Genomic DNA, 14,433 nt, shown 5'->3' on the forward strand with positions numbered 1-14,433 from the left:
GACGGCGGGCCGGGTCACCCGAGTTTGCCCGCCCTCCCGGGAGTTACGGGCGCGGCGCACATCGGGTTCATTCGGCCGGGGGAGTGGTGCCCTTATCGCGCCGGAAGCGGTCGGCGAGCGGTTTGCGCTCGCGCGGTGCGGGTTCGGTCTCGGTCGGGGACTCGACTTCGTAGCGGCGGATGTACGCGCCGATGAACGCCTGCGCGGACGCGGTCACCGGGATGGCCAGCAGCGCGCCGGTCGCGCCGAACAGGGCCGCGCCCGCGAGCACCGCGCCGAACGCCACGGCCGGATGCATATCCAGGGTGGTCGCCGTAATGCGCGGTTGCAGCACGTAATTCTCGAACTGCTGATAGATCACGATGAAGCCGAGAATCCAGAGCGCGGTGCGCGGGCTGTGCGACAGCGCCACCAGCACCGGCAGCGCCCCGGCCAGATAGGTGCCGACCGTCGGAATGAATTGGGAGACAACGCCGACCCAGAGCGCGAGCGCGATGGCGGAGGGGATATCGAGTATCCGCATGGCCACGAAATGCGCGATCGTGGAGCAGAGTGCCAGCAGCGCACGGGAATACAGGTAGCCGCCGGTCTTCTCGACCGCGATATCCCAGGCGCGCAACACATGTCGCTGCCGCTTGGGCGGCAGCACCGAGCACACGGCATTGCGGAAACGCGGTCCGTCGGCGGCGAAATAGTAGGTGAACAGCAGCACGCCCAGCGCCTGGAACAGCACGCCGATCGCGGTGGTGCCGATACCCCACACATCACCGGCCAGCCCTACCAGCCACGACTCCAGCTTGGAACTCAATTGCGAGGCGCGCTCGGTGATATCGGTACCCGAGAGCTCGGTGTGGAAGGTGCGGTTGATCCAGGCGACCAGATCCTCGGCATTATGCGGTGCGTTCTTCACCAGCGCGGTGACCTGATCGATCACCAGATCGCCCATGGCCCAGGCGAATCCGACAATCGCCACCAGCACGATCAGGAATACCGCACCGGTCGCCGGACCGCGCCGCCAGCCGCGCGCGGCCAGCTTGTTCACCGCCGGTTCGATGGCGAACGCCAGGAACAGCGACACCACCAGCACGGTCAACAGCCCCTGCAACTTCTGCAACGACCAGAAGGTGACCACGATCCCGGCCACCGTGGCTGCCGCGAGCAGGTACGCGCGCGGCAGCCACGGCGGAATCGCCACCGTCAGCCGCAATGGTGTGTCATCGTCCCCGCTCGCATCGATCCGCGCGGGTGTGTCGTTCTTCTCGGCCGCCTCGCCGGGCGCGCCGTCACTCTCATCGGGCACACCGCAAACGTAGCGGCGCGGCAGCTTTCCCGGTGGGAGCGGCGTGTTGTGCTACATGGTGGCGGCGTCGATGACGAAGCGGTAGCGGACGTCGCTGGCGACGACGCGGTCGTAGGCCTCATCGATGCGGTCGGCGGAGATGACCTCGATTTCCGCGCCGATACCGTGTTCGGCGCAGAAGTTCAGCATCTCCTGGGTTTGCGCGATGCCGCCGATCATGGAGCCCGCCAGCGAGCGCCGGTAGCCCGCGATGGTGAAAGGCTTTACGCTGAGCGGGTTTTCGGGCAGGCCGAGGATTACCAGGGTGCCGTCCAGGGCCAGCAGTTTCATGTAGTCGTCGATGGGCAGATCCGCCGACACCGTATTGAGGATCAGGTCGAAGCGCCCGCGCAGCCCGCGGAAGGTCTGCCGATCGCTGGTCGCGTAGTAGTGGTGCGCGCCGAAGCGCTCACCGTCGGCCTGCTTGCTCAGCGAATGGCTCAGCACGGTGACCTCCGCGCCCATGGCGGCGGCGATCTTCACGCCCACATGCCCGAGCCCGCCCATACCGATGATGGCTACCCGCTTACCGGGCCCCGCACCCCAGTGCCGCAGCGGCGAGAAGAGCGTGACGCCAGCGCACAGTAGCGGCGCGGCCTCGTCCAGGCCGATGCCCTCCGGAATGCCGACCACGAAGCTCTCGGTCACCACGATCTGCGTGGAGTATCCGCCCATGGTGTACCCGCCGGCCTGATCCTGCGTCGCAACCGGGGTGTTGTAGGTCATGGTCGCGCCCGGCTGGCAGTACTGCTCCTCGCCAGCCACGCACGGATCGCAGACGCCGCACGAATTCACCATGCAGCCCACCCCGACCCGATCCCCGACCTTGTGCCGGGTGACCTCGGAACCGACCGCGGCGACCAGGCCCGCGATCTCGTGCCCCGGTACGCAGGGGTAGCGGGTGCCGCCCCATTCATCGCGGGCGGTGTGGATATCGGAGTGGCAGATACCCGCGAATTTCACATCGATCAGCACATCTCGGGGTCCGAGTTCGCGGCGTTCGATGGCGAGCTTCTCGAACCGGCCATCGGGCGCGGAAACGGCATAGGCGGCAGCAGTGCTCATGCGTACATGCCTACCATTCCGGCGCGGCGTGCTCACGGCGCGCCGCCGGATCGGCATGCTGAAGCCCGTGGCGATACTGCTGGCACTGGTGTCGATGTGCTCCACGTTCATCGGCGGACTGGTCGCGGACCGGCTCGGTGAGCGCAAACGCCTGGTCCTCGGCCTGGCCGCGGGCGTCATGCTCGGCGTGGTCGCCTTCGACCTGCTGCCCGAGGCGCTCGAACACGACACCCGCGTCGCACTCGGCGTTCCGGTGCCGCTGCTGGCCGCGGTTGTCGGCTTCTTCACCGTGCACATCGTGGAGCAGACGGTGGCGCTGCACACCGGGCATGAGGACGAATTCGGTACGCACCACCACGATTTCGCCTCGATCGGCCTGGTGGCAGCGGGCGGATTGGTGTTCCACAGCTTCCTGGACGGGCTCAGTATCGGACTCAGCTTCCAGGTCGGCGCGGCCACCGGGGCGGCCGTCGCCATCGCGGTGATCAGCCACGACTTCGCGGACGGCTTCAACACCTTCACCCTCACCACGCTGTACGGCAATGCCCGCAAACGCGGGCTGACCATGCTCGCCGCCGATGCCATAGCACCGGTATTCGGTGCTGTCGCAGGCACTTTCCTGAAGGTGCCCGCGCAATTCGTCGGCATGTACCTCGGCTACTTCGCGGGTTTCCTGCTGTATCTGGCGACCGCGGACATCCTCCCGGAGGCGCACGCGGGCAAACCGTCCAAGGCCCCGCTGCTGCTCACCCTGCTCGGACTGGGTTTCATGCTCGTCATCGCCGCACTGAGCCACTGAAAACCTGGTACACCAATAGATACAGAGTTCGCAGCCGACGCAGCAGCGGAGGATTCCGATGTACGACCACCCGCGTCGCACGAACAATGCCGGTGGCGGACGACTATTCGCGCTGTTCTGCGTGGCCGTCGTCGGAATCACCGCGTTCCTGGGCTATCACGGTGATCTGGCGCGCTGGCCCTTCCGGCAGGATCCGCCCACCGCCAGCCTGATCGGACCGCCGCTGCCGCCGCTGGACACCCAACTGGTGTCACACCTGGTGGATCCGGTACTGGTGAACATCACCGCCGCCATGCGCCCGTACGGTCTCGGCGCATCCGGTTCCGGCATCGTGCTGACCGCGAACGGTGAGGTGCTCACCAGCCATCACGTCATCAAAGGCGCTGACACCGTATCGGTTTCGGATATCGGCACCGGTGCGACCTTCCCGGCCACCGTGCTCGGCTACGACTCCTCGGCCGATATCGCGCTCATCGCGCTCACCGGCGCGGACGGCCTGCCGATCGCGCGCATCGGCAGCTCCGCCGGATTGCGGCTCGGCGACCAGCTTTTGGCCATCGGCAATGCGGGCGGCACCGGATCGCCGACGTCGGTCGGCGGTGCGATCACCGGTCTGGACAGCAGCATCGTGGCACGCAACTCGGCGGATCTGTCGCGAAAGTCCTTGCACGGCTTGATCGAAGTCGCGGCCGCCGTCGCCGCCGGACAATCCGGCGGGGCGCTGGTGGATCGCTACGGCGCGGTCGTCGGCGTGGTCACCGCCGCCTCCGGAGATCTACAGGCGGCACTCGGCCGCGGACCCGAGGGCTATGCCGTGCCGATCGACACCGCCATGGCCGTGGTGCGCCAAATCCGTTCCGGCACACCGACGGACACCGTGCACATCGGGCCCACCGCCACCCTCGGCATCATCACCTCCGACGCGCAACCGGCGGGCGCGCGCATCGATGTGGCCGTGTACGGGCAACCGGCGTTCGCGGCCGGACTCGCCGAGGGAGAGGTGATCACGGCCATCGACGGCCGGGTCGTCGCGAGCACCCAAACCCTCAAGGCCGCACTGAATCTGCACAAACCCGATGATGTGGTGCGCCTGGATCTCACCGCACCCGGTGGCGGGCAGCGGACCGTGAACGTGACGCTCACGGTCGGGCCGCCCAACTAGCTCACAGGTGATCGCGCCAGTAATCCTGGAATTGGATGTACAGGATCAGAATCACCACCGCGTAGTAGATGGCGACGACGGTCCAGCGCCACTCCACCACGATCTGCAACAGTCCGCGGGACTTACCCCACAGCTGCCCGGTCACCACCGCCAGCAGCAGCGGCGTCACCGCCCACACCACCATGCACCACGGGCACAGCGCGTGAATCTGGAACACCGCCTGATAGATCAGCCAGCCGATGAATCCCATGCCGAGCACCAGCCCGGCCCACAGTCCGCCCCAAATCCAGCGCGGCAGTCCGATATTGGCCACCGCGAGCACCCCGAGCGTCACCACCACCGAGAACCCGACCACACCGATGATCGGATTCGGGAAACCGAACGCCGCCGCCTGATCCGACTCCATGATCGTGGTGCAGGACAGCGTCGAATCGATACTGCACAGCGGTTTGAAACCGGGTTCGGTGAACAGCTTGAACTTGTCGACCAGCAGCGTCACCGACGCACCCCAGCCGATCAACGCGCCGATCAACAGCGGCCAGGCGGACCGGGGTGGAGCCGAGATGATCACTTCGCCGCGGCCTCGATGACCGGCTTCAGGCCGTTCGGGCTCATCAGCGACTGCTGATCGCTGATCTGCTTACCGTTCACGTACACCGAGGGGGTCGACTTGATGCCGGTGTCGAAAACGCCCTTGGTCTCATCCTTCACGAACGCCGCGTACTTCTGATCCTTGATGCCCTGTGCCACAGCGGGATCGGTGTAACCGACCGACGCGGCGATCTGAATCAGCTGATCGTCGGTCATGCCGTTGCCGCCCTCCTTGGGCTGCGCGCTGTACATCGCGGACAACCACGCCTGGAACTTCGACGGATCGGCCGAGGCGACCACGTAGGCCGCGCTCGCCGCGCGCGTGGAGAACTGGTTGCCGCTGGAGGCGCGGTCCAGGAACGAGATGATGTTGTACTCCACCACCGCGGTGCCGTTCTTCACCTCGTCCTCGAGCACGGCCGAGTTATTGCTCTCGAACATCTGGCAGGCCGGGCACTGCAGATCGGCCACGACCTGCACCCGTACCTTGGCGTCCGACTTGCCGATGCGGATCGCGCCGCCCTCGGTCAGATTCGGCGGCGTCGCGCCCGTGCTCGAGTCATGGGTGACGACCGGAGCGAACGACGAGGTGTTCTTGTCGTCGGACTTACGCATCGCCAGGCCGATACCGATGGCCGCGATCAAACCCACCAGGACGACACCCACGCCGACCTGAATGAGGATCTTGCGATTGCGATCGGCCTGTTGAGCCTTGGCCAGAGGATTCTTGCGATCACCCGGTTTGCTCACCGCGCGTTCACCACGCCTTTCGTAGTCACGACTGCTGCGGCCCCATCTTCACCCGCGAACCTGAGAGATTCCTGGTGAAACACCGCCGTTGTCGGCAACGGCGGTGTATGGGCGGCGCGAATCACGCCTGGGCGAGCTTCTTCTTCTCGGCTTCCACATCGAAAGTGGCGGCGGGCCAATCGAGTTTCAGGCCCTGCATGGCGTCGATGAGCAGTTCGGTCACCGCGAGGCGGGCGTACCACTTGGAATCGCAGGGGAGTACGTGCCAGGGCGCGTATTCGGTATTGGTGCGATCCAGGACCGCCTGGTACGCCTCCTGATACGCGGGCCAGTAGGCGCGCTCGGCGAGATCGTTGGGGCTGTACTTCCAGTACTTGTCCGGACGCTCCAGCCGCTGGGACAGGCGCTTCTTCTGCTCGTCGAGGGAGACGAACATGGCGACCTTGACCACCGTGGTGCCGTCGTCGACGAGTTTGCGCTCGAACTTGTTGATCTCGTCATAGCGCTTGCCCCACACCTCCGGCGGCACCAGATCGTGCACGCGCACCACCAGTACGTCCTCGTAGTGCGAGCGGTCGAAGACGCCGATCTGACCGCCGCGCGGCAGTTGCTTGCGAATGCGCCACAGGTAGTGGTGCTTCTTCTCCTCGGCGGTCGGCACACCGAAGGCCGCGTGATCAACACCCTGCGGATCCACCGAGCCGATCACATGCCGGACGATGCCGCCCTTGCCCGCGGTGTCCATGCCCTGCAACACCAGCAGCACACTGCGATTGTCGCCGTGCCTGCCGTTCGCGTAGAGCTTCTCCTGCAACTCCGACAAAACGCCTGCGCGCTCGGCCAGCAATTGCTCCCCGGCCTTCTTGTCACCCTTGAAACCGGGAGTCGCGGATGTGTTCAGTTCGCTGACCTGCACACCGTCGGCCCGCAGGGCTTTGGTGACCGGTTTCGACCAGGATGTTGCCTTCGCCATCCGTCATGCGTAACACGCGGCGCGGCCCGGCGGGGGCAAGCACGCCGAAATTCTCCCGGTGAACCCGAGGTGATCCGCATCCGTACGCCGGGTGTCCGGCCGGTTACACCCGGGCCAGGCGCACCAGATGTTCGGCCAGTTCGGCATCGCCGACCGGGGTGAGGGTGAGATCGGTGGCGGTGGTGAGCAGATAGCGGCCGTCACCGGTGAAATCCAGCCAGGTGCGATGCCGGGTGGGAGGGGACAGCGGATTCGCGGGCTCCACCGTGACGGTGATGAAACCGCGCCCGTCCACCGGCTCGCGCAATTTGCGGCGGAAATTATCGGCCGCCAGATCGGACGAATCCGGTTGGGCGGCAATATCTTCGGCATGCTCGCCCGGTTCGGCCGGAAGCAGTACCGCGTGCTGCGGTTCGCTCATCTGGGCCTGCTGGCCGGCGGGCGCGGAGCCGATGATCTCCACCAGTTCCTGGCCGAGTTGATCGGCGGGACAGATCATCACCGAGACGGCGTCCGGGAGCGCGACCAGAATGCCCGCGCGCTGCTGCGCCACCGCCGCGAAGGCGAGAATGCGGCGCGGCGCGGGATTGGTGCATTCGCCGTACAGCGTGACGGTGGTGGTGTCGGTGCGCGCGCACAGCATGAGCGCTGCGGACAGGTCCGGATCGGTGCGGCCCAGGTAGCGGTGCCGCGGGCGCGTGGCGGCGCTCGCGGTGCCGCGAGTCAGGGTGTCGAGGGGATAGGGGCGGCGTTCCAGCTCGGTTTCGCGGGTCCAGACCAGCGCGAATTCGTCCGGGGTCAGCATCCATTTCATGCAGAGTCCGGCCTGCTGTCCGTCAAGGACATACGGGCGTCCCCCTTTCCTGCGGTACGACCCTCCGTCCCGATCGCGACCCTACCGGAGCGTTTCGACGGCCGCGTCCCCTCGCGTAAGGGGGCTTACTGTGACGTACCGCACGGTAGGGTTCGGCGCGTCGGTGTGCGATCATCCCATCTTGGTCGAACGACCAGAGCTGTGTGCCGTTGTGCCGCAAACAGATAGCCGGAGGCAGAAATGCATATCGAATATCCGGCGGCGGCCGCGCCCACTCCGCGACCTGCGCGCCGCACTCGGGCGTCGAGCCTGGTGAGTGCCCTGCTCGCCGCCGGAACCCTGGCACTCACCGCCGGAACCGCCGGGGCCGCACCCATTCCCGCCCTGCCCGGACCGGACTTCCTCGGCACACCCGCCACTGCACAACCCGTCACCGGAGTGCCCGCGGTCCCGCAGCACCCCGGACTCGCCGCCAACGGGAACTCCGGCATCCACGGCGACGGCTGGATGAGTGACACCTACACCCGGCCCGGCCCACTCGGACATGACACCCGGGTTGACTCGCTGCTGCTCGGCAGCGAATGCGGATCGGTCGCCTTCGACCGCGCCGGGCGCATCATCTCCACCTGCCCCGGCCTCAATCCCGGTCTCTACCTGATCGATCCGGCCGGAATGCGGGTGCTCGGCAAATACGCGCTGCCGGGTCGCGGCCCGGGGGCGATGCTCCAGCCCGGAGCCTTCTCCAATTTCGGTGGCGGAGCGTACTTCTTCCTCGACAATCAGGACCGCGCGGTGGTCGGGTCCAGCAGCGGGCACGTCCAGATCTTCGCGGAAACCCCCGCGGCGGACGGCTTCACCCTCGAACACGACTACGACCTCACCGGCGCGCTGCGACCCGGCGAAACCCTGAACTCGGTGCTGCCCGACTCCAACGGCCTGCTCTGGTTCGTCACCAAGACCAACGGCGTCGTCGGCACCCTCGACACCGAAACCGGTGCGATACAGGTGATCCGGCTCGGCGACGGCGCGGAGGGCGAGATCGAGAACTCCTTCGCGGTCGGCAATGACGGCGACGTCTACATCGCCACCAACCGCGAAATGCTGCGCTTCGACGCCGGACCCGGCGGCAGCCCCGAGGTCACCTGGCGCATCGCCTACGCCAACAGCGGCCAGCGCAAACCCGGCCAGGTCGACGACGGCACCGGCACCACACCCACCGTGCTGCCCGGCGGCTACGTCGCCATCACCGATAACGCCGACCCCATGAACGTGGTCGTCTACCACACCGCCCGCGACACCGCCCAGCGTGAAGTGTGCAGCGTCCCGGTCTTCGCGAAAGGCGCTGGGAATACCGAGAATTCGCTCATCGGCGCGGGCAGCTCGCTGATCGTGGAGAACAATTTCGGCTACTCCGGACCCGAAGCCACCCTGGCGGGCCGCAACACCACCCCCGGCTTCGCCCGCGTCGACATCGACGCCGACGGCAATGGCTGCCACCTGGTCTGGACCAACTCCACCGTCGCCGCGCCCAGCGTGGTCGCCAAACTCTCGCTCGCCACCGGACTGATCTACACCTACACCAAGGGCAACGACCCGACCGACCCCTGGTACTGGACGACCCTGGACTTCCGCACCGGAAACCTGGTGTGGCAGCGGCGATCCGGCTCCGGCCCGCAGTTCAACAACAACTACGCGGGCCTGGCCCTCGGCCCGGACGGCACCGCCTACCTCGGCGTCCTCGGCGGCCTCATCTCGCTGCGCGACGGCAGTTAGCTGACGAACGGGACCGGTGTTGTCACCGGTCCCGTTGTCACGCAGTCGATTCAGGCGACGTCGACGTCGATTGTCATGCCCGCCTTGCGAAGTCGATCGGTGAGGGCATCGCCCATCGCCGCGGCAGGGGTGAGAATGCCTGCCAGCTCCGGCAATTGGTCGAAGGCCAGGGCCAGGCCGGACTGGCCGAGCATGACCGAGGTGGCGGCGTAGCCCGGATCGCCCTTACCGGCGAAGGTGCACACGTACTTCGCGCCCGAGGTGGTGTTCGCGAACGTCTTCATGGTGAACCAGCCGCTGTTGCGGGCCTTTTCGCTCGGACCGGTACCCGGCTTGGGCACCAGGCGGTCCAGCAGGCGACGGCCGACGGCGACCCGGGACAGCACCGCGCCCGCCGCCATTCCCGCCACGATTCCGCCCGCCATACCCGCCGCCACCAGGGGAGCGGTGGCCGAAGTGCCCGCGCTCATCACCTCGCGGTAGCGGAAGTTCTTGCCGTACGGCCAGCCCAGCAGGCCATTGCTGCGGCGCACGATCTTGGTGTTGTGCGCGCCCATGACGAAGGTGGCGACCCAGCCGCGCAGGCTCGGATCGATATTCGCCGCGCGCTCCAGCGCCTGATCGCTCTGCCGGCCGACATCGGGCTCGAGGGACTTGTCCGGGCTCAGCGAATACGGGTGCGACATGATCGCGCCCTTCTTCGGATCCGCGGCGATGGCCTCCATCATGGCGCGCCCGGAATCCACCGTGCCGCCCGAGACGCCGCCCTTGAGCCAGGCCACCAGGGTGACATCGGTGAGTTCACCGGTGTTGTCGTCCACACTGCGCTTGTACAGCTGATACACGCTCAGATCCGACGGAATCGAGTCGTAGCCCGCCGAATTCACGATCTTCGCGCCGGTTTCGGCGGCCCGATCGGCGAACCGGTCGATGCATTCGCGAATGAACAGCGGCTCACCGGTGAGATCGGCGTAGTGCGTGCCGTTCTCGGCGCACGCCTGCACCAGCGGCAACCCGTAGCGCAGGTACGGCCCGACCGTGGTCACCACGACCTTGGTGCGCGCCGCGAGCGCGTTCAGACTGGCCTGATCCGTCGAATCCGCCTGTACCAGCGGCCATTCCGCGGCACCCGGGCCGAGTTCGGCGCGAACCGCCGCCAGCTTGTCCAGCGAGCGCCCGGCCAGTGCGATGCGTGCCCCGGCGGGTGCGGCCCCGATCAGATATTCCGCGGTCAGTTTGCCGACGAAACCCGTCGCGCCGAATAGCGCTAGGTCGAATTCCCTGTCTGCCATGATTTTTCCCGTCCGGTGGGGTTACGCCTTGGCGGCGCGTTTGCGAGTGGTCTTCTTCTTGGGTCCGGTGGTCGGGGTCGGCGCGGGCCGGGTGGCCAGCCAATCCCGGTGTGCGATACCGAGTTCGGTGACCGGGTCCTCCTTGTACAGCCACTCCCGGGAGATGCGATGCCAATTCCCGGTCGCTTCCAGCTGCCCGAGCATGCCGAAGGTCAGGAAGTCCGCGCGCCGCGAGAACAGATGTTCCGGCGGCAGATTCTGCTGCTTCATACCGGAGAACTCGCTGGCCCGCGGGTCGACGGCGAGAATGAAAGCGCCCGAGGCGAGCTCGGGCGTAATGGTGAGATCCTCATCGACCAGCGCCCATTCACAGGCCGCCAGCACGTACTCCAGACATTCCTCCGGGGTGATCTCGTCCGGGGAATCGATGACGCCGCGCTGAATCATCAAGTCGCGCAACTCTTCCGCGTGATCCTCCGCGGCGGCGCGAATGCAGGTGGCCTCGAATTCGACGTGTTCGGGATCCATCCGGTTGTAGAGCCCGAAGTCCAGGAACGCCACCCGGCCGTCCGCGCCCAGCAGCAGATTGCCCGGATGCGGATCACCGCAGAACTCGTTGAAGGTGAACAGCGAACCCACGTAGAACCGATAGATGATCTCGCCGATGCGATTGCGCTCCTCGGCGGGCAGCGCCCGGATCTCCTCGAACCCGCGCCCCGGGAAATACTCGCTCACCAGCACCCGCTGCGTGGACAGCTCCGGCATGGTGTCCGGCACCACGATGAACGGATGCCCGCGATACAGCGCCGCGATCTGCGACTGCGTATTCGCCTCGGCGACGTAATCGAGTTCGCTCTCCAGATTCAGCCGCAGCTCATCGAGCACCGCCGGGGTAACCCACGGCATGGCCGATTGCAGAATGCGCCGGAACATGGCCAGGTTCTTCAGATCCGCGCGCACCGCCGAATCGATGCCCGGATACTGCACCTTCACCGCGACCGTGCGGCCGTCATGCAGCTTCGCCCGATAGACCTGCCCGATCGAGGCCGCCGCGATGGGTTCGGGCTCGAAATCGGCGAAGACCTCCTCCAGCGTCTTACCGAAATCCTCCTCGATGACCGCGCGCATCACCTCGAACGACACCGAGGGCGCGCTGTCGCGCAGCACCGCCAGGCGGCGCTGGAAGCGTTCCCGATGCTCGGGCGGCACCAGATCCAGATCCAGCACCGAGAGCATCTGCCCGAGTTTCATGGCGACGCCCTTCATGGTGCCCAGCACCATGACCATCTGCTCGGTGGCCCGGATCATCGACTCCTCGGCCATGCGCTCGCGCACCGCCTCCGAGCGCCCCCGCATCGAGCGCCGCGTCTTCTGAGCTCGTATGGCATTACCGGCGACGGCCATTCCCAGCTTGGTTCCCCGCGCAAGCCTGGATGTGGGCAGCTCTTTCGCCATCAGTGACCCTCCATTGAACCGGCGCCCCCATTGGTGCCGAAGCGGCGGAAACCCCGATGTGCCCGCCGTGCCTCAGCCTAACCACATCTCGATCGTCCAGCCCAGGCCCGATTCGGCCGGATTTGCTCCGGGCCGATCAGGCCTTGTTCTCCGGATCGGGTAGTACGTGCGGCTTGGAGTTGAAGTAATTCCGGTCGCCGCCCGCGCGCACCATGCCCTCGATGGCGCTCCACGCCATCATGGTCAGGTAGTCGAGCATCTCCTCGCTGGACATGGTGCGGTTGGTGATCCACCAGTCCGTGGCCAGCTGGACGCCGCCGACCAGGACGTAGGCCCAGAGCATCGCGCCCTCGGTCTGCACCTTGCGGTCGAAGGCCTTGTCGATGATGACCGCCGACACCACCTGCGCGAACAATTTCTCGAAATCGGCGAGGGTCGAGGTGTCGGTCGACGCGCCGTTGCCCATGATGAAGCGGTAGACGTCGGTATCGGCGTCGACGGTGTGCACGTACGCGGCGAGCGTATTGCGGACCAGCTGATACTCATCCAGATCATCGCTGATCGCCTCGTAGATGCGTGGCATCAGCGTGGTCTCGATGAACCGTTCCATGGTGGCCCGGGTGAGATCCTGCTTATCGGAGAAATACCGGTAGAGCACGGTTTTGGAGACGCCGATCTCCGCGGCGATCTCATCCATCCCGGCATCCCCGCCGCGGGCGCGAATGGCCGCGAGGGTGCCGTCGACGAGCTCTTCCCGGCGGTCGATCTTGTGTTGCTGCCAGCGCCTTTTGCGTCCGTCCTCTCGACCCGGTCGAGGGGTGGCGCCGTCGGCTCTGGCGCCGGCGTCGACGGCTCTTTGGGTGGACAGCGTGACTCCCGTGGTTCGTGTTGTGGGCTGGGCCTATTCAGCTTAAGCCTCGCACGCGCCGGATCGCCGACGTTCGGGACCGGCCCGGTGGCCGGGAGTAATTTCCGGGAAGCAGCAGAATGGAACATATGGAGCAACCTGCCGGCACCGCCGAGGTCCTCGAATCGAGCGGGCGTGCGTCGCAGCCCGCCCCCGCACCGGGTGGCGCCTTCGCCGACCTGCTGGGTGACGAAGGCAAAGCGAAGGACCTGTGGCGGATGAAGGCCATCGCCACCGCGTTCCTCGCCGCCGCCACCGTCATCTACCTGTTCTGCCGCTGGACCGAATCACGCGGCGCGGGCGGCGACTGGGTCGGCTATGTGCGGGCCGCGTCCGAGGCGGGCATGGTCGGCGCGCTCGCCGACTGGTTCGCCGTGACGGCGCTGTTCCGCCATCCACTCGGCCTGCCGATCCCGCACACCGCCATCATCCGGAAGAAGAAGGATCAGCTCGGCGCGGGCCTGGGCGATTTCGTGCGCACCAATTTCCTCTCACCCGATGTGGTTGTGACGAAACTCAATTCCGCGCAGATCTCGTTCCGGCTGGGCCGCTGGATGGCCGATCCGGAGCACGCCGAACGCGTCGCCGAGGAGAGCGCCACCATGCTGCGCGCGTTCATCGGCGTGCTGCGCGATGAGGACGTCGAGCAGATCATCGACCAGACCATCGTCAAACGCGTCGCCGAACCGCTGTGGGGTCCGCCGCTGGGCAAGGTGCTCAAGGAGCTCATCGCGGACAACAGACAGGCGCCGCTGCTGGACCTGCTGGCCGAGCGCGCACACCAGTGGGCCCTGGATTCGCAGGAGACCCTGGACCGCATCGTGAACCGGGACGCGCCCTCGTGGGCCCCGAAGTTCGTGAATTCGATGCTGGCCGAACGCATTTACCGCGAATTGGTGGAGTTCACCTGGAAGGTGCGCACGCAACCGGATCATGAGATCCGGCTGGCGGCGAATCGCTTCCTGGAGGATTTCGCGAACGATCTGCAATACGACGACGTCATGATCAAGAAGGCCGAGCGGGTCAAGGCCGAGCTCATGGGCCGCGCCGAGATCACCGGCCTGGCACACGCGACCTGGCGCGCGGCCAAGCGGATGATCCTGGAGTCCGCCGAGGACCCGAATTCCACGCTGCGCCGCAAGGTTTCGGAGAATGTGCAGAACCTGGGCCAGCGCTTGTCGTCGGATGACGGTATGCGTGACAAGGTGGACGGGTGGCTGGAGCGCGGTGTCCGATACCTGGTCTCCAACTACGGTGATGAATTCGCCACGCTGGTCAGCGATACCGTTGCCCGGTGGGATGCCGACGAGGCCAGCCGCAAGATCGAATTGGCGGCGGGTCGCGATCTGCAATTCATCCGCATCAATGGCACGGTCGTCGGTTCCCTGGCGGGCCTTGCGATCTACGCCGTTTCAAATTTGCTGTTCAATGGCTGATCCCGGTACCGCCGGCGGTTTGCCGCAACGGTGCTAGCAGAGCGCTTGCAAGAGTTAGCACCCCCCTTTAGAATTGA

At 66.4% G+C, this 14,433-nt stretch carries 13 protein-coding genes; 4 read left to right on the forward strand and 9 right to left on the reverse strand.

All coding sequences use genetic code 11. From position 1 onward, the window contains the following. Nucleotides 1–67 precede the first annotated feature (67 nt). Both ACFC4D_RS23685 and ACFC4D_RS23690 read right to left on the reverse strand, forming a co-directional pair. On the reverse strand, nt 68–1,300 hold the full coding sequence (locus ACFC4D_RS23685) for an AI-2E family transporter (RefSeq protein ID WP_376066647.1): 1,233 nt from the start codon (nt 1,298–1,300) through the stop codon (nt 68–70). Nucleotides 1,301–1,351: 51 nt separating this feature from the next. Then, nucleotides 1,352–2,404, reverse strand: coding sequence for an NAD(P)-dependent alcohol dehydrogenase (locus tag ACFC4D_RS23690; protein ID WP_376066649.1), 1,053 nt, complete (start codon nt 2,402–2,404; stop codon nt 1,352–1,354). On the opposite strand from ACFC4D_RS23690, the gene ACFC4D_RS23695 reads away from it, so the two are divergent. Both ACFC4D_RS23695 and ACFC4D_RS23700 read left to right on the forward strand, forming a co-directional pair. Further along, nucleotides 2,403–3,203, forward strand: a complete 801-nt coding sequence (locus tag ACFC4D_RS23695; protein ID WP_376066652.1) for a ZIP family metal transporter — start codon at nt 2,403–2,405, stop codon at nt 3,201–3,203. The genes ACFC4D_RS23690 and ACFC4D_RS23695 overlap by 2 nt on opposite strands. Before the next feature lie 58 nt (nt 3,204–3,261). Further along, nucleotides 3,262–4,365 (forward strand): S1C family serine protease, encoded by a 1,104-nt coding sequence (locus tag ACFC4D_RS23700; RefSeq protein ID WP_376066653.1) that lies wholly within the window; start codon nt 3,262–3,264, stop codon nt 4,363–4,365. Nucleotide 4,366: 1 nt separating this feature from the next. Here ACFC4D_RS23700 and ACFC4D_RS23705 read toward each other — a convergent pair whose 3' ends face one another. From ACFC4D_RS23705 to ACFC4D_RS23720, 4 genes are all read right to left on the reverse strand, one after another. Then, the gene (locus ACFC4D_RS23705; protein WP_364649289.1) at nt 4,367–4,936 is read right to left on the reverse strand and encodes a vitamin K epoxide reductase family protein; all 570 of its coding nucleotides are present in this window, start codon (nt 4,934–4,936) and stop codon (nt 4,367–4,369) included. Then, the gene (locus tag ACFC4D_RS23710; protein WP_375964152.1) at nt 4,933–5,706 is read right to left on the reverse strand and encodes a DsbA family protein; all 774 of its coding nucleotides are present in this window, start codon (nt 5,704–5,706) and stop codon (nt 4,933–4,935) included. Before ACFC4D_RS23710 ends, ACFC4D_RS23705 begins: the two co-directional genes overlap by 4 nt. Nucleotides 5,707–5,827: 121 nt before the next feature. Continuing rightward, nucleotides 5,828–6,679, reverse strand: coding sequence for a polyphosphate kinase 2 family protein (locus ACFC4D_RS23715; protein WP_375964154.1), 852 nt, complete (start codon nt 6,677–6,679; stop codon nt 5,828–5,830). 103 nt (nt 6,680–6,782) lie between these two features. Next, nucleotides 6,783–7,493, reverse strand: coding sequence for an ESX secretion-associated protein EspG (locus ACFC4D_RS23720; protein WP_375964156.1), 711 nt, complete (start codon nt 7,491–7,493; stop codon nt 6,783–6,785). A gap of 240 nt (nt 7,494–7,733) precedes the next feature. On the opposite strand from ACFC4D_RS23720, the gene ACFC4D_RS23725 reads away from it, so the two are divergent. Next, the gene (locus ACFC4D_RS23725) at nt 7,734–9,266 is read left to right on the forward strand and encodes a hypothetical protein (protein WP_376066656.1); all 1,533 of its coding nucleotides are present in this window, start codon (nt 7,734–7,736) and stop codon (nt 9,264–9,266) included. A gap of 50 nt (nt 9,267–9,316) precedes the next feature. On the opposite strand, the gene ACFC4D_RS23730 is transcribed toward ACFC4D_RS23725, so the two are convergent. The 3 genes from ACFC4D_RS23730 to ACFC4D_RS23740 form a co-directional block, all read right to left on the reverse strand. Beyond that, nucleotides 9,317–10,558 (reverse strand): saccharopine dehydrogenase family protein, encoded by a 1,242-nt coding sequence (locus ACFC4D_RS23730; protein ID WP_376066659.1) that lies wholly within the window; start codon nt 10,556–10,558, stop codon nt 9,317–9,319. A gap of 21 nt (nt 10,559–10,579) precedes the next feature. Next, the gene (locus ACFC4D_RS23735; RefSeq protein WP_375964167.1) at nt 10,580–12,013 is read right to left on the reverse strand and encodes an ABC1 kinase family protein; all 1,434 of its coding nucleotides are present in this window, start codon (nt 12,011–12,013) and stop codon (nt 10,580–10,582) included. A gap of 136 nt (nt 12,014–12,149) precedes the next feature. Further along, a complete protein-coding gene (locus ACFC4D_RS23740; RefSeq protein WP_376066954.1) occupies nt 12,150–12,881 on the reverse strand; it encodes a TetR/AcrR family transcriptional regulator in 732 nt (243 codons plus the stop codon). A gap of 128 nt (nt 12,882–13,009) precedes the next feature. Here ACFC4D_RS23740 and ACFC4D_RS23745 point away from each other — a divergent pair, with 128 nt between their 5' ends. After that, nucleotides 13,010–14,356, forward strand: a complete 1,347-nt coding sequence (locus ACFC4D_RS23745) for a DUF445 family protein (RefSeq protein ID WP_364649262.1) — start codon at nt 13,010–13,012, stop codon at nt 14,354–14,356. The last annotated feature ends 77 nt before the right edge of the window (nt 14,357–14,433 follow it).

The sequence above is a fragment of the Nocardia sp. NPDC056000 genome (assembly GCF_042269265.1).
Taxonomy (GTDB): Bacteria; Actinomycetota; Actinomycetes; order Mycobacteriales; family Mycobacteriaceae; genus Nocardia.